The organism is Streptomyces sp. NBC_01506 (assembly GCF_045040295.1).
Classification (GTDB): domain Bacteria; phylum Actinomycetota; class Actinomycetes; order Streptomycetales; family Streptomycetaceae; genus Streptomyces.
In genome coordinates, this window is the sequence record NZ_CP109422.1 from 1,867,245 (window position 1) to 1,881,917 (window position 14,673).

A 14,673-nucleotide genomic window follows, 5' to 3' on the forward strand; every position below is an offset into this window, starting at 1 on the left:
ATGCGGAGCGTGGACGAAGCACCCGAACCGCAGTGGATGGTCGTCGCCAACATCGTGCGATGGCGGCGGTACGGCGACGGCGGTCAGGAGCTGCGGCCCGGCACGAAGGCGTACCGGGGCGGCGCGCGTGTGTTCGTCATCTCGACCCATGCGGGCATGGGCAACATGGAGCTGACCACGGTCGGTCAGGCCCGCAACACGGGCCACTGGATCACCATCGACACGTCGACCCGCCATCTGCACACCTTCCGGGCCAAGCTCGTGTACACCCCGGCGGTGCTGCACCGGGCCGCCAAGCTCGGGATCAAGGGCCACACGCAGGAGTTGGCGCGCGAGTGGGCGACCTGCCTCGAACGGCTCGCGGCCATGTACCGCCAGGAGACCTACGCGGGTGCCCCGCACCCCGGCGGCTGCCTGTGCCACGAGTGCCTGACCGGCGGGAGCGGCCCGGTCAGGTCAGGGTGAGTCTCGGCTTCGGGCCGTCCGTGCGGCCCGTCGGGGGTGGGCGGCTGCCCGCGCGGTACGGCAGTGGCCAGGGTGCTCCCGGGCCGGTGTAGCCCTGGTCGGCCGCCGCGTGCAGGGTCCAGTGCGGGTCGTAGAGGTGGGGGCGGGCCAGGGCGCAGAGGTCCGCGCGGCCCGCCAGCAGCAGGGAGTTGACGTCGTCCCAGGACGAGATGGCGCCGACCGCGACGACGGGTACCGCGAGGGTGTTGCGGATCCGGTCGGCGAACGGTGTCTGGTAGGAGCGGCCGAACTCGGGGCGTTCGTCCGGGACGACCTGTCCCGTCGACACGTCGATCGCGTCGGCGCCGTGCGCGACGAACGCGCGGGCGATCTCGACCGCCTCCTCGGCGGTGTTGCCGCCCGGCGCCCAGTCGGTGGCGGAGATCCGGACCGTCATCGGCCGGTCCTCGGGCCACAACTCCCGTACGGCGTCGAAGACTTCGAGCGGGTAGCGGAGCCGTCCCGCGAGGTCGCCGCCGTACGCGTCGGTCCGGGTGTTGGTCAGCGGCGAGAGGAAACCGGAGAGCAGGTATCCGTGCGCGCAGTGGAGTTCGAGCAGGTCGAAGCCGGCGTCGGCGGCCCGGCGGGTCGCGGAGGCGAACTGCTCGCGTATCCCGGTGAGTCCGGCCCGGTCGAGCGCGTGCGGCACCTGGCTGACGTCCGGCAGGTAGGGCAGCGCCGAGGCGGCGGTCAGCGGCCAGTTGCCGGCCGGCAGCGGCTGGTCCATGCCCTCCCACATCAGACGGGTGGAGCCCTTGCGTCCCGAGTGGCCGAGTTGGACACCGATCGCGGCACTGGATGCGCCGGTGTGCACGAAGTCCGTCACCCGCCGCCAGGCCGCGCCCTGTTCGTCCGTCCACAGTCCGGTGCAGCCCGGCGTGATCCTGCCCTCGGGGCCGACGCACACCATCTCCGTCATCACCAGCCCCGCCCCGCCGAGGGCGCGCGCCCCGAGGTGTACGAGATGGAAATCGCCGGGCACGCCGTCCTCGGCGACGTACATGTCCATCGCCGAGACGACGACCCGGTTGCGCAGCGTCAGCCCGCGCAGCCGGAAGGGGGTGAACATCGGCGGCGTACCGGGCTCGCAGCCGAAGTCCGCCTCCACGGCGCCGGTGAACGCGGCGTCGCGCAGCCGCAGATTGTCGTGCGTGACGCGGCGGCTGCGGGTGAGGAGGCCGAACGCGAACTGCCGGGCCGGCTGGTCGGTGTAGGTGGCCAGCTCCTCGAACCAGCGCAGACTCGCCGCCGCCGCCCGCTGCGTGGACCGCACGACGGGGCGCCGCTCGCTCTCGTACGCCGCGAGCGCCGCCGGCAGATCGGGCTGCTCCTCGACGCACGCGGCGAGCGCCAGCGCGTCCTCGACGGCGAGCTTGGTGCCCGAGCCGATGGAGAAGTGCGCGGTGTGGGCGGCGTCGCCGATGAGGACCGTGTTGCCGTGGCTCCAGCGTTCGTTGACGACCGTACGGAACGCGCTCCACGACGACTTGTTGGCCCGCAGCGCCCGGCCGCCGAGCGCGTCGGCGAAGATCTTGGCGCACTGTTCGGTGGACTGCCGCTCGTCCAGCGCGTCGAAACCGGCGGCGCGCCAGACCTCTTCGCGCATCTCGACGATGACGGTGCTGGCGTCGGACGAGAACGGGTAGCCGTGCAGTTGCATCACCCCGTGCTCGGTCTCGGCGATCTCGAAGCGGAACGCGTCGAAGGCGAAGTCGGCGGCGAGCCAGATGTAGCGGCAGCGCTCGGTGCTGACCGTGGGCCGGAAGACATCGGCGTGGGCCTCGCGGGTGGGGCTGTGCACACCGTCGGCGGCGATCACCAGGTCGTGCGTGGCGGCGAGTTCGGCGGCGGGCGGCGCCTCGGTGCGGAAGCGGAGCCGTACGCCCAGGGACACGCAGCGCTCGTGCAGGATTTCCAGGAGCCGGCGGCGCCCGAGGGCGGCGAAGCCGTGGCCGCCGGAGGTCAGGGTGCGGCCCCGGTGGACGATGTCGATGTCGTCCCAGCGCACGAACTCCTGCTGGAGGGCTCGGTGGACGGTGGGGTCGGCGTGCTCGATGCCGCCCAGGGTCTCGTCCGAGAGGACGACCCCGAAGCCGAAGGTGTCGTCGGGGGCGTTGCGTTCCCAGACGGTGATCTCGCGCCGTGGGTCGAGCCGTTTGAGCAGGACCGCCGCGTACAGCCCGCCGGGTCCGCCGCCGATGACCGCGATCCTCAGGGGCTCGATGGGTATCCGTGCGCCGGTCACGGTCAGCGGCCCTGCCACTTGGGGGGACGCTTCTCGGTGAAGGCGGCGTGGAACTCCGCGTAGTCCTCGCCGTTCATGAGCAACGCCTGTGTGGCGGCGTCCAGTTCGACGGACGCGGCGAGCGGCATGTCCAGCTCGGCGGTGAGCAGCGCCTTGGTCTGCGCGTACGCGAGGGCGGGACCGTCGGCGAGATGGCGGGCGAGTTCGGCGGCGCGAGTGTCGGCGGCGCCCTCGTCGGTCAACTCGCTGATGAGGCCGATGCGTTCCGCCTCGGGGGCGCGGACGGGTTCGCCGAGCATCAGCAGCCGGGTGGCGTGTCCGAGCCCGACGACGCGCGGCAGCAGATAGGCCGCGCCCATGTCGCCGCCGGAGAGTCCGACGCGGGTGAACAGGAACGCGAAGCGGGCGGTGGGGTCGGCGACGCGGAAGTCGGCGGCCAGCGCGAGGACGGCGCCGGCGCCGGCGGCGACTCCGTGCACGGCGGCGATCACCGGGAACGGGCATTCGCGGACGGCCCGCACGACCTGCCCGGTCATCCGGTTGAAGTCGAGAAGCTGCGCGGTGTCCATGGCGAGCGTGGCACCGATGATCTCGTCCACGTCGCCGCCCGAGCAGAAGCCGCGCCCCTCGCCCGCCAGTACGAGGGCGCGCACGGACCGCTCCCTGGACAGCTCGGCGAGGAGGTCGCGCAGGTCGGCGTAGGCGCCGAAGGTGAGGGCGTTGAGCTTGTCGGGGCGGGCCAGGGTGACGGTCGCGACGCCGTCCTCGCGCGTCAGCCGCAGATGGCGCCACTCCTCGGTGCGGGGGGTGGAGCCGGAGAACGGGCTCATGGGTGCGGCCTCCTTCAGCTCGATGCTGTGTGCCGGTCACGCTGCGTGTCGGTCGCGCGGGGTACCGGGCCGCCGGGGCGGACCCTCGACAGCAAGGTATCACTCATCCGTGACCGCCGTCACGACTACGCGATACGGAGCGCGGTACCGTAAGCGGGTCCTCGCCAGATCTCACCGGTCCCACCGGGTCCTCACCGGGTCTCACCGGGTCCTCGCCGGGTCTCGCCGGGTCTCGCCGCCACGAGACGCCGAAGGTCCCGGGTGATATGTGGCGGAGGTCCCATTTCCGGCGGTCCGCCGCCCCTTGTGAAGCCGCTTACGCTCCGTAAGGCTGGGCTCAGGCCCAGACCTGTCGAAGCTCGACACCTCGCACGGCCCCGAACGGAATCCCCGCCTTGCTCGAAGCCTCGGACACCGACACCGCCTCCTGGCGCATCACACTGCCGCACAGCGCGGCAGCGGTGCCGATGGCGCGTGCCCTGATCCGTACGGCGCTGGCCGACATCGGCCCCACGGCGGACAGCGACACGGCGGAACTGCTGACGGCGGAGCTGGTCGCCAACGCCGTCGAGCACACCAATCCGGACATCCCCATCGAGCTGGTGCTGGCGCTGCTGCCGACCGGCTGTCAGATCGAGGTCCACGACGGCGACCCGGGCCCGCCCGGCAATCTGTCGGCGTCGACGCCCGGCCACCCGCCCGACCCCTGGCAGGAGCACGGCCGGGGACTGCTGCTGATCCGCACCCTGAGCGCCGACTGCGGCCACCGTCCGACCGAGCAGGGCAAGGCGGTCTGGTTCACGCTGTCGGCGCGCTGAGCCACGGCGGCGCTACGCCGTGGCTGAGGCCGTCGTCGCGTCGGCGGCCAGCGTCGCGACGAGCACGGCCTTGATCGTGTGCAGCCGGTTCTCCGCCTCGTCGAAGACCACCGAGTGCGCGGACTCGAACACCTCGTCGGTCACTTCGAGTTCCGTGAGCCCGTGGCGCTCGTGGATCTCCCACCCGACGACGGTCCCCAGATCGTGGAAGGCCGGCAGACAGTGCAGGAACTTCACGTCCGGATTCCCCGTCGCGCTCAGCACGTCCATCGTCACGCTGTACGGCCCGAGGGCCGCGATGCGCTCGTCCCAGACCTCCTGCGGCTCCCCCATCGACACCCACACGTCGGTGGCCACGAAGTCCGCGCCGCGCACACCCTCGGCGATGGACTCGGTCAGCGTGATACGCGCGCCGCTGACCTCGGCGGACTTACGGGCCAGGGCGACCACGTCGTCCGCCGGCCAGTACGCGCGGGGCGCCACGATCCGTACGTCCATGCCCAGCAGCGCGCCGGTGACGAGATAGGAGTTGCCCATGTTGTAGCGGGCGTCCCCGAGGTAGGCGAAGGCGATCCGGTCCACCTGCTTGTCGGTGTGCTCGGTCATCGTGAGCACGTCGGCGAGCATCTGTGTGGGGTGCCAGTCGGCGGTGAGCCCGTTGAAGACGGGCACACCGGCGTGCGCGGCCAGCTCCTCGACGGTCGACTGCGCGTCACCGCGGAACTCGATGCCGTCGAACATCCGGCCGAGCACCCGCGCGGTGTCCTTGGCGGACTCCTTCTTCCCGATGTGCGAGCCGGCCGGGTCGATGTACGTCGTGGAGGCGCCCTGATCGGCGGCGGCCACCTCGAAGGCGCAGCGCGTGCGCGTCGACGCCTTCTCGAAGATCAGGGCGATGTTCTTGCCCCGCAGGAGCTGGACCTCGTTGCCCGACTTCTTCGCGGCCTTGAGCCCGGCGGCCAGCTCGACCAGCGCGCGGAACTCCTCGGCGGTGAAGTCGAGCTCCTTGAGGAAGTGGCGGCCTGCGAGTTGTATCGCCATGGTGGCTGCTCCTGCGTCGCGAATACGGGACCTGCACGGGGACCTTGGAACTATATACGACCTTACGTATTGATATACAGGGCGCCGGGTGAACAGAACACGGGCGTACGGCAACACGGACCCTGTCGGACCGGTCAGACGGCGTCCCGCTCGATCGGACAGCTCATACAGCGCGGCCCGCCCCGCCCCCGGCCCAGCTCACTGCCCCGGATCTCGATCACCTCGATCCCCTCCTTGCGCAGATAGGTGTTGGTGGTCACGTTGCGCTCGTACGCCACGACCACGCCCGGCTCGACCGCCAGCACGTTGCAGCCGTCGTCCCACTGCTCGCGCTCGGCGGCGTGCACGTCCTGCGTCGCGGTCAGGACCCGGATCCCGTCCAGGCCCAGGGCGGCGGCGATCGCGCGGTGCATGTGCTCCGGCGGATGGTCGGTCACCTTGAGTTCGTTCCCGCCCGCGCCCGGCTCGATGGTGTACGAGCGCAGCATGCCCAGGCCCGCGTACTGGGTGAAGATGTCGCGGTCGACCATCGTCATCACCGTGTCGAGGTGCATGAAAGCGCGCCGCTTGGGCATGTCGAGCGCCACGATCGTGCGGGCCGAACCGGCCTCGAACATCCCGCGCGCCAGCATCTCGACGGCCTGCGGTGTGGTGCGCTCGCTCATCCCGATCAGTACGGCGCCCTCGCCGATGACCAGGACGTCGCCGCCCTCGATGGTGGAGGGATAGTCGTCCTGCCCCTCCGACCAGTGGTGGAAGGGGCCCGCGCCCGGTCCGGTGAACAGCGGATGGTGCTTGTAGATCGCCTCGAAGTGGACGGTCTCGCGCTGTCTGGCCGGCCAGCGCATCGCGTTGATGGACACACCGTCGTAGATCCAGGCGGAGGTGTCGCGGGTGAAGATGTGGTTCGGCAGCGGGTCCAGCAGGAAATCGTCCAGATCCATGACATGGAAGCGGACGGAGGACGGCTCGGCGTGGCTGTCCAGGAACTCCCGCTTGGTCATCCCGCCGACCAGCGCCTCCACGAGATCGTCCGTCGGCAGCGCGTCGAAGACCGCTCTGAGGTGGTCGGTGGCGAGCGGGCCGTACTCCTTCTCGTCGAAGACGCGGTCCAGGACCAGCGCGCGGGCCGTGGGGATGTCCAGGGACTCGCGCAGCAGGTCACCGAAGAGATGGACCTTCACCCCACGGTCGCGCAGGACGTCGGCGAACCCGTCGTGCTCCTCGCGCGCGCGGCGCACCCACAGCACGTCGTCGAAGAGCAACGCGTCCTTGTTGCTGGGGGTGAGCCGCTTCAGCTCCAGGTCGGGGCGGTGCAGTATGACGCGGCGCAGCCGCCCGGTCTCGGAGTCGACATGGAATCCCATGCCCCCATCCTCGCGGATCGGGCACGGTTCACGCGGCGAATGACGCAGAGACCGGGCGGGCGGGACTTTGCAGACACGGCCTAGAGCCGGGGGTCGACCGGCTCCGACTCCAGGGCCAGCACCGCGAACACCGCCTCGTGGACGCGCCACAGCGGCTCGTCGTCCCCCAGCCGGTCCAGCGCCTCCAGCCCGAGCGCGTACTCCCGCAGCGCCAGCGAACGCTTGTGGGTGAGGAACCGGCCGCGAAGACGCTGAAGATTCTCCGGCCGGGTGTACTCGGGGCCGTAGATGATCCGCAGATACTCGCGCCCGCGCACCTTGATGCCCGGCTGGACCAACCGGTTCTTGCCGTCCCGTACGAGCGCCTGGAGCGGCTTGACGACCATGCCCTCGCCGCCGCGCCCGGTCATCTCCAGCCACCAGTCGACCCCGGCCCGTACCGACTCCTCGTCGCCCGTGTCCACGACGAGACGCCGGGTGACCTGGAGCAGACCGGTCGGGTCGTGCTCGGTGAGCCGGTCGAGCCAGGCCAACTGCCGGTCGTGCGGTACGGCGGCCAGGCTGCGGCCCCGCGCGGCGAGGATCTGGAACGGCGCGAGGCGTACGCCAGCCAGGCCCTCCGTCTCCCAGCAATAGCGGCGGTACGCCTGGGTGAACGCCGTCGCGTCGGCGGCCCGGTCCCGCTGGACGGCCAGCAGCGCGCCCACGTCGACGCCCCGGCCCACGGCCGATTCGAGCGCGCTCGTCACGGCCGGGAAGGCGGCGCCCGCCGCCGCGCCGACCGCCGCGTACTGGGTGCGCAGCAGACCGGTGGCCTTCAGCGACCACGGCATCAGCTCGGCGTCGAGCAGCAGCCAGTCCGTGTCCAGCTCGTCCCACAGCCCGGCGGCGCCGATGGCCGTACGCAGCCGGCCCAGGATCTCTTCGGTGACCGCAGGGTCGTCGAAGAAAGGGCGGCCGGTGCGGGTGTGCAGGGCGCCGGTCGGTGCACCGGGGTCGTCGGTGTCGCCGATGCCGAAGCGCTCGCGCGCCACCGACGCGTCGCGGCACACCAGCGCCACCGCGCGCGAGCCCATGTGCTTCTCCTCGCACACGACCTGTGCCACACCGTCGTCGCGGTACTGCGCGAACGCCTCGGCCGGGTGCTCCAGAAAGCCCTCCTCGTGCGACGTCGCCGTGGGCGCCATGGTCGGCGGCAGGTAGGCGAGGAGCCTCGGGTCGACGGCGAAGCGGCTCATGACCTCGAGCGCCGCCGCCGCGTTCTCCTCGCGCACCGTGAGCCGGCCCATGTGCCGGGTCTCCACGACGCGCCGGCCGTGCACGTCGGCGAGGTCGAGCGGGCGGCCCTCACGGCTGCCGGGTGCCTGGACGCTGAGCGGCTTGGTCGGCTCGTACCAGACGCGCTCCGCCGGTACGTCGACCAGCTCGCGCTCGGGCCAGCGCAGCGCCGTCATCCTGCCGCCGAAGACGGCGCCGGTGTCGAGGCAGATGGTGTTGTTGATCCAGGAGGTGCTCGGTACGGGGGTGTGGCCGTACACCACCGCCGCCCGGCCCCGGTAGTCCTCGGCCCACGGGTAGCGGACGGGCAGGCCGAACTCGTCGGTCTCACCGGTCGTGTCCCCGTACAGCGCGTGCGAACGGACCCGGCCCGAGGTGCGGCCGTGGTACTTCTCCGGCAGGCCGGCGTGGCAGACGACCAACTTGCCGCCGTCCAGGACGTAGTGGCTGACGAGTCCGTCGATGAAGGTCCCCACCTGCTCGCTGAAGGCGTCGTCCTCCTTCGCCAACTGCTCGACGGTCTCGGCGAGTCCATGGGTGAGCTGGACTTTTCTGCCCTTGAGCCAGCGGCCGAGCTTGTTCTCGTGGTTGCCCGGCACACACAGCGCGTTGCCCGCTCCGACCATGCGCATCACGCGGCGCAGCACGCCGGGGCTGTCGGGGCCGCGGTCGACCAGGTCGCCGACGAAGACCGCCGTACGGCCTTCGGGGTGCGCGCCGTCGCCGTCCGCGTAACCGAGCTTCGCCAGCAGCGTGTCCAGCTCGGATCGGCAGCCGTGGATGTCACCGATGATGTCGAAGGGGCCGGTGAGGTGGGTGAGGTCGTTGTAGCGGCGTTCGGTGACGACCTCGGCGCGCTCGACCTCCTCCACGCCGCGCAGGATGTGGACCTTGCGGAAGCCTTCGCGTTCGAGTCCGCGCAGCGAACGGCGCAGCTCCCGCTGGTGGCGCTTGATGACATGGCGGGGCAGGTCGGCCCGGTCGGGGCGGGCTGCGTTGCGTTCGGCGCAGACGGCCTCGGGCAGGTCGAGGACGATCGCGATGGGCAGCACGTCGTACTCCCTGGCGAGCCGCACGAGCTGCTTGCGGCTCTCCTGCTGGACGTTGGTGGCGTCGATGACCGTGCGCCGCCCGGCGGCGAGACGCTTGCCCGCGATGTAGTGGAGCAGGTCGAAGGCGTCGCCGCTGGCGCTCTGGTCGTTCTCGTCGTCGGCGACGAGGCCGCGGCAGAAGTCGGAGGAGATGACTTCGGTGGGCTTGAAGTGGGCGCGCGCGAAGGTCGACTTGCCGGAGCCGGTGGCGCCGATCAGGACGACGAGGGAGAGGTCGGTGACGGGGAGGGTGCGGGCGGGCGTGGTCTCGTCCACTGTCTCGTTGCTGCTCATGCGGCCTTCTCCTCCTTCTTCATGTCCGACTTCATGTCCGACCTCATGTCCGACCTCATGTCCGTCGCGGCGACGGTGAACACCGCCATCTGCGTGGGCGGCCCCACCTCGGGGTCGTCCGGCCCCACGGGGGCGTACCGCACGGCGTACCCGAAGCGCGGCGCCACCTTGTCCGCCCAGGCGCGGAACTCCGCGCGCGTCCACTCGAAACGGTGGTCCCGGTGGCGTACGTGCCCGGCGGGCAGGGTCTCCCAGCGGACGTTGTACTCGACGTTCGGCGTCGTCACGACGACGGTCGCCGGCCGGGCCGTACCGAACACCGCGTACTCCAGGGCGGGCAGCCTCGGCAGGTCCACATGCTCGATCACCTCGCTGAGCACGGCGGCGTCGTGGCCCTTGAGCCGTTTGTCGGTGTACGTGAGGGAGCCCTGCATCAGCGTGACGCGCTCCGCCTGGCGCTCGCTCATCCGCTCCACCTTGAGCCGGCGGGCGGCGACGGTGAGCGCGCGTACGGACACGTCGACGCCCACCACCTTGGTGAAGCGCACGTCCTTCAACAGGGCCTGTACGAGCTGCCCCTGGCCGCAGCCCAGGTCGAGCACGCTGCTCGCACCCGCGTCGCGCAGGGCGGTGAGGATCGCGTCGCGGCGCTGCTCGGCGAGCGACACGGTCTTCTCTTCCGGCGTCTCTTCCGGGGCCGGGTCCTCGACGGCGTTGTCGATCGCCTCGACGTCGATGTCGTCGGCCTCGGCGAGCCGGACCAGTTCGAGCCGTTCGTTGGCCTCCCTCGTCAGCCCCCAACGGCGGGACAGATAGCGGCTGGTGATGAGCTGCCGCTCCGGGTGGTCGGCCAGCCAGCCCTCGCCGGCCCGCAGCAGCTTCTCCACCTCGTCGGGCGCGACCCAGTAGTGCTTGGCGTCGTCAAGAACCGGCAGGAGCACGTACAACTGCCGCAGCGCGTCGGCGAGTCGCAGCTCCCCCTCCAGTACGAGCTGTACGTAGCGCGAGTCACCCCACGCGGGGAACGTCTCGTCCAACGCCACCGGCCGCACGTCGACCGTCGTCCAGCCCAGCGGCCCGAAGAGGTCGCGGACCAGCTCCGCACCACCGCGCGCGGGCACGGCGGGCACCTCGATCCGCAGGGGCAGAGGCTCGGCGGCGCGCTCGGGCAGCGCCTTGCACACGCCGCGCAGCGCGCTCTTGAAGACGGTACTCAGGGCGACGGCGAGCAGCGAGGACGCCGCGTACGGACGGTCGTTGACGTACTGCGCGAGCGCCGCGTCGGGCGCGCCACCACGCCCCTTACCCTTGCCGCGCCGGACGAGGGCCACCGGATCGACCTCCAGCAGGAGCGCCGCCGTACAGCGCTCGACGGACGCCTCGGGGTAGAGGACGTGCGCGGTGCCATGGGAGGTGGAGAACGTCTGCGCGTTGTCGGGATGCTTGTGCAGCAGAAATCCGAGGTCGGTCGCGGGACGTTCAGGGGTGCCGGTGGTACTGATCGTAAGGAACACCTGACCGAGTATGGCCCGTTGTACGACCGGCTACGAGGGAGTTTCGGCGCGGCCGGTCCTCGATGGCTCGCCGGTCCGGGGACGGAGTCATCGGGGGCGCGGCAGTCGGCCGGCCGGCGGCTGGGTGACGCCGGGCCCGCCGGTGTGCGGTGTCCGTACGTAGCCTTCGGCCGGCACGGGCAGCGCGTCGACGCAGGTGGTCGAGCAAGCGTTGACCAGCAGCGGCAGGACGTCGGCGCCCGAGGTCCACAGTGAGATCCAGACCTGTCGGAGGTTCACGCCCTCGATCCGCCGATCGCAGACGCCGCACGTACGGATCGCTGTGGCACCCCGTACCCCGGGGTCGAGGTTGTCGAGGTCGAGGTTGCCGAGGTCGACACCTTGGACGCCGGTCGCGGCGGCCGGCAACGACGGAAAATGCGTCCGCGACTTGTAACTGCCGTAGAGGGCACGGGTGCTCACCGTGCTGCGCCGCAGGTTGGGGCACCGGGTGAGTTCGTACGGGAACCAGTGCAGGCGGTAGGAGGTGTACGGGCTGAACTCCTCAAGGCTCTCCATCGCGCCGATCTCCGGTGGAATACGCACCAGGTTGCTGCCGTAGAGCACGAGGTGTTTCACCGAGGTGAGTCTGGCGATGCTCGGCGGGAGCGTGACGACCTGGCGCCGCTGTTCGGCGGTCAGCTCCACCAGCGGCTTGAAGACTTCCCGTTCGTCGGCTGCCGCCTCCTCGACCAGTTCGAGAAGGCGGATCCATCCTGGTGCTGTGGTGTCCTGGCGTTCTGGATGGAAGCGGGTCGGCTGCCGCGGTCCGATGCCGTACTCGATACACCCGCAGAGATCACGGGGCCAACTCCGGCCGCCGGGACCGACGGCGTCGGCCCAGCGGTTGGAGAACACCTGCGGATTCGAATCCTGACTCATCCACGCACAGTAGACGTCACAGGTTGGAAGGCGTAGGTGTGAGGTGAGGCGAGGATCCGGCCCTCGACGCGCTACCCCGCGCTGAGCTGCGACTGGACCTGGGAGGAGAGCAGTTCCAGGTGGTCGAGGTCGTCCAGGTCCAGCATCTGGCAGTAGATGCGGGAGGCGCCGCCCGCTCCGTACTGTCCGATCTTGTCGACGACCTCGGCGGGCGAGCCCGCGAGTCCGTTCGCCTTCAGTTCTTCCACCTCCCGTCCGATGGACGCGGCCCGGCGGGCCACTTCCGCGTCGGTCCTGCCCACGCAGGCGACCAGCGCGGTCGAATACACCAGGTCGTCGGCCTTCCGTCCGGCCTTGACCGCCGCGTCCCGCACACGGCCGAACTGCTTCTCGCTGTCCTCGATCGAGGCGAACGGGATGTTGAACTCGTCCGCGTACTGGGCGGCGAGGCGCGGGGTGCGTTTCGCGCCGTGTCCACCGATCAGCACCGGGACCTTGGACTGGGCCGGCTTGGGCAGCGCGGGTGAGTCGGCCAGTTGGTAGTACGTCCCGTCGTACGAGAACGTCTCGCCCGCCGGCGTGCCCCACAGCCCCGTGACGATGGCCAGTTGCTCCTCGAGGCGGGCGAACTTCTCCTTGGGGAAGGGGATTCCGTACGCCGTGTGCTCCTCCTCGAACCAGCCCGCGCCCAGGCCCAGTTCGACCCGGCCGCCCGACATCTGGTCGACCTGCGCGACTTGGATGGCGAGCACGCCCGGGAGTCGGAAGGTGCCCGCCGTCATCAGGGTGCCGAGCCGGATCCGCTTGGTCTCACGCGCGAGACCGGCAAGCGTGATCCATGCGTCGGTGGGTCCGGGAAGACCGTCGGCGGAACCCATGCGCAGATAGTGGTCGGAGCGGAAAAAGGCGTCGAAGCCAAGGTCTTCCGTCGCCTTGGCGACGGTCAGCAGCGTCTCGTAGCTCGCCCCTTGCTGGGGCTCGGTGAAGATTCGAAGATCCATGCATCCATCCTGCACCTTGGACCGCCCGTCGGCCGCGCCTCCTCGCCGGGCTCTGCGAAATCCCGTTCCCGTCCAGGGCGTGTGGTCACATTCCGTTCACCCCCACTCCTTCTCCTTCTCCTTCTCCGTCTCCCGCACCCGCTGTCGCAGGCGCTCACGCACCTCGTCCTGCGCGGTGAGTCTGCGCAGCATGCCGAGCACCCGGTCGTTCGACTCGTCCGCCGCGTCGATGGCCTCGATGCACTGCCAGTACAACCCCTCCTCGTCCGTCCCGCACGCCACCGAGACCAGCGCGATCCCCACCTCGCCGAGCAGCACACCGAGCCCGGTCAGCGCGCCGCGCGTGTCCGTCACCGTCGAGAGCCGTGCCGCCCGTATCCCCCCGGCGCGCAACGAGGGATGATCGGGCGACGCGCCTCCCCGAGCGCCCGTTTCAGCGAGACCCCTTGCCTCCGTCCTCAGCTCCTGCGGTCCGTGCAGGGCCAGTTGGTCCCCGATCGCCTGGGCGAGAGCCTGTGCCTGCCACGCCTCCGCCACCACGTCCAGCGCCGCGCCGCTCCCGGCCAAGGCAACCCGGCCGGCTCCGATGAGCCTTTCCGCGTCCATTCGGCATCCCCGTCTCCGTCTGTCCGTCCGTCCGTCTGGCTGTTCGTCTGGCTGTTCGTCTGCCACTTCGCCGTTCGTCTGTCCCCGTCTGTCGAGCACCTTGCTCACTTACTTCATTACCCAGAGTGAGGTGTCGGCAACAGAAAGAACAGAGGAATTCGGAAATCTGTGGACAGGAAGCCAGTTGTGGATAACTCGCTCACTCCGCAGAGTGACGAATCAGTCCAACGTGGACGTACGGTCGCCGCTCGGCGGGAAGCGCAGTTCGTTCCGGTCGATCTTCTCGGAGAGCGCGGTGAGCGCGTCGATCCCCAACACGTCGCAGAACTGGAGCAGATACGCCAGCACATCCGCGACCTCGTCCCGCACGCGGTGCGCCGACCCGGGGTCGTCCATCACCCGTGCCGACTGCTCGGGCGTCAACCACTGGAAGATCTCCAGCAGTTCGGACGCCTCGACGCTCAGCGCCGCGGCCAGGTTCTTCGGCGTGTGGTACGGCTCCCACTCCCGTGCCGCCGCGAACTCCACCAGCCTGCGCTGCAATCCCTGTACATCCGGTTCCGTCACGGGTCCAGATCTATCAGGTCTGCGGGATTTCCCCTCACGGCTGCTGAACGGCCGCCGCCGCGATCCCTTCGACCTCGGTGCCGACCGGCGCGAGCAGGAAGACGTTGCGGTCGACCCGGTGCATGCCGCTGCCGAGCCCGAAGACCACCCCGCTGCTGAAGTCCAGGATGCGTTTGGCCACGTCCGTGTCGGCGCCGGTCAGGTCGAGGAGCACCGGGATCCTCGCGATCAGATGCTCCGCGACATCACGCGCGTCGGCGAAGACCCGCACCCGCAGCACGACGAATCGCCGCTGTTCGGCTGCGTAGTCCTCCGGGATCGTCCGGTGGTCGACGCGCGAGGGCCACTCGTTGCGGCCGCGCAGCGGGACGACCTGGGCCAGACCCTCCCACTGCTCGTCGGTGGCGTCGTACCTGTCGTAACCGCCGTATCTGCTCACCGGATCACCCCTCTCGCGCACTGTGTCATCATGCGCCCATCCTCCCGCTCCTCACCCGTTCGGCCCAACAGCGACACGGGCCGGTCACGGGGAAGTCTGGGCACGACCCACTTCGGCCGACCCGCTTCGGCCGACCCACTTCGGCCGACCCACTCCG

General features: G+C 70.4%; 13 protein-coding genes. 2 read left to right on the top strand and 11 right to left on the bottom strand.

From position 1 onward, the window contains the following. On the top strand, positions 1-465 hold the full coding sequence (locus OG329_RS07870) for a hypothetical protein (protein ID WP_405793640.1): 465 nt from the start codon (positions 1-3) through the stop codon (positions 463-465). On the opposite strand, the gene OG329_RS07875 is transcribed toward OG329_RS07870, so the two are convergent. Continuing rightward, positions 452-2,767 carry a bifunctional salicylyl-CoA 5-hydroxylase/oxidoreductase gene (locus tag OG329_RS07875; protein WP_405793642.1) on the bottom strand — a complete coding sequence of 772 codons (2,316 nt, stop codon included), beginning with the start codon at positions 2,765-2,767 and terminating at the stop codon, positions 452-454. The two genes, OG329_RS07870 and OG329_RS07875, sit on opposite strands and share 14 nt — an antisense overlap. Further along, positions 2,752-3,579: an enoyl-CoA hydratase family protein gene (locus tag OG329_RS07880; protein ID WP_405793644.1), complete on the bottom strand. Its 828-nt coding sequence runs from the start codon at positions 3,577-3,579 to the stop codon at positions 2,752-2,754. The genes OG329_RS07875 and OG329_RS07880 overlap by 16 nt, the downstream gene beginning before the upstream one ends. Before the next feature lie 395 nt (positions 3,580-3,974). Here OG329_RS07880 and OG329_RS07885 point away from each other — a divergent pair, with 395 nt between their 5' ends. Beyond that, positions 3,975-4,397, top strand: coding sequence for an ATP-binding protein (locus OG329_RS07885; RefSeq protein ID WP_405793645.1), 423 nt, complete (start codon positions 3,975-3,977; stop codon positions 4,395-4,397). A 12-nt stretch (positions 4,398-4,409) separates the two neighbouring features. Here OG329_RS07885 and argF read toward each other — a convergent pair whose 3' ends face one another. The 9 genes from argF to OG329_RS07930 all read right to left on the bottom strand — a co-directional run bounded on the left by argF (position 4,410) and on the right by OG329_RS07930 (position 14,516). After that, positions 4,410-5,438, bottom strand: a complete 1,029-nt coding sequence (gene argF, locus OG329_RS07890; protein WP_405793646.1) for an ornithine carbamoyltransferase — start codon at positions 5,436-5,438, stop codon at positions 4,410-4,412. Between the two features lie 134 nt (positions 5,439-5,572). Further along, positions 5,573-6,805 (bottom strand): arginine deiminase, encoded by a 1,233-nt coding sequence (locus OG329_RS07895; protein WP_405793648.1) that lies wholly within the window; start codon positions 6,803-6,805, stop codon positions 5,573-5,575. An 80-nt stretch (positions 6,806-6,885) separates the two neighbouring features. Further along, positions 6,886-9,468, bottom strand: coding sequence for a polynucleotide kinase-phosphatase (locus OG329_RS07900; RefSeq protein WP_405793649.1), 2,583 nt, complete (start codon positions 9,466-9,468; stop codon positions 6,886-6,888). Further along, on the bottom strand, positions 9,465-10,982 hold the full coding sequence (locus OG329_RS07905) for a 3' terminal RNA ribose 2'-O-methyltransferase Hen1 (RefSeq protein WP_405793651.1): 1,518 nt from the start codon (positions 10,980-10,982) through the stop codon (positions 9,465-9,467). The genes OG329_RS07900 and OG329_RS07905 overlap by 4 nt, the downstream gene beginning before the upstream one ends. 87 nt (positions 10,983-11,069) lie before the next feature. Continuing rightward, positions 11,070-11,903 carry a leucine-rich repeat domain-containing protein gene (locus OG329_RS07910; protein ID WP_405793652.1) on the bottom strand — a complete coding sequence of 278 codons (834 nt, stop codon included), beginning with the start codon at positions 11,901-11,903 and terminating at the stop codon, positions 11,070-11,072. Between the two features lie 71 nt (positions 11,904-11,974). Beyond that, the gene (locus tag OG329_RS07915) at positions 11,975-12,904 is read right to left on the bottom strand and encodes an LLM class F420-dependent oxidoreductase (RefSeq protein ID WP_405793653.1); all 930 of its coding nucleotides are present in this window, start codon (positions 12,902-12,904) and stop codon (positions 11,975-11,977) included. Positions 12,905-13,000: 96 nt separating this feature from the next. Next, positions 13,001-13,510, bottom strand: coding sequence for a DUF6099 family protein (locus OG329_RS07920; protein ID WP_405793655.1), 510 nt, complete (start codon positions 13,508-13,510; stop codon positions 13,001-13,003). A 219-nt stretch (positions 13,511-13,729) separates the two neighbouring features. Continuing rightward, a complete protein-coding gene (locus OG329_RS07925; RefSeq protein ID WP_405793657.1) occupies positions 13,730-14,077 on the bottom strand; it encodes a nucleotide pyrophosphohydrolase in 348 nt (115 codons plus the stop codon). A gap of 34 nt (positions 14,078-14,111) precedes the next feature. Then, positions 14,112-14,516, bottom strand: coding sequence for a cell division protein SepF (locus OG329_RS07930; protein ID WP_405793659.1), 405 nt, complete (start codon positions 14,514-14,516; stop codon positions 14,112-14,114). Positions 14,517-14,673 lie beyond the last annotated feature (157 nt).

Excerpts from the sequence above, each read along its gene's own strand:
- OG329_RS07870 (WP_405793640.1), top strand. The coding sequence starts at position 1 with ATGCGGAGCGTGGACGAAGCACCCGAACCGCAGTGGATGGTCGTCGCC.
- OG329_RS07880 (WP_405793644.1), bottom strand. The coding sequence starts at position 3,579 with ATGAGCCCGTTCTCCGGCTCCACCCCCCGCACCGAGGAGTGGCGCCAT.
- argF (WP_405793646.1), bottom strand. The coding sequence starts at position 5,438 with ATGGCGATACAACTCGCAGGCCGCCACTTCCTCAAGGAGCTCGACTTC.
- OG329_RS07895 (WP_405793648.1), bottom strand. The coding sequence starts at position 6,805 with ATGGGATTCCATGTCGACTCCGAGACCGGGCGGCTGCGCCGCGTCATA.
- OG329_RS07900 (WP_405793649.1), bottom strand. The coding sequence starts at position 9,468 with ATGAGCAGCAACGAGACAGTGGACGAGACCACGCCCGCCCGCACCCTC.
- OG329_RS07910 (WP_405793652.1), bottom strand. The coding sequence starts at position 11,903 with ATGAGTCAGGATTCGAATCCGCAGGTGTTCTCCAACCGCTGGGCCGAC.
- OG329_RS07915 (WP_405793653.1), bottom strand. The coding sequence starts at position 12,904 with ATGGATCTTCGAATCTTCACCGAGCCCCAGCAAGGGGCGAGCTACGAG.
- OG329_RS07920 (WP_405793655.1), bottom strand. The coding sequence starts at position 13,510 with ATGGACGCGGAAAGGCTCATCGGAGCCGGCCGGGTTGCCTTGGCCGGG.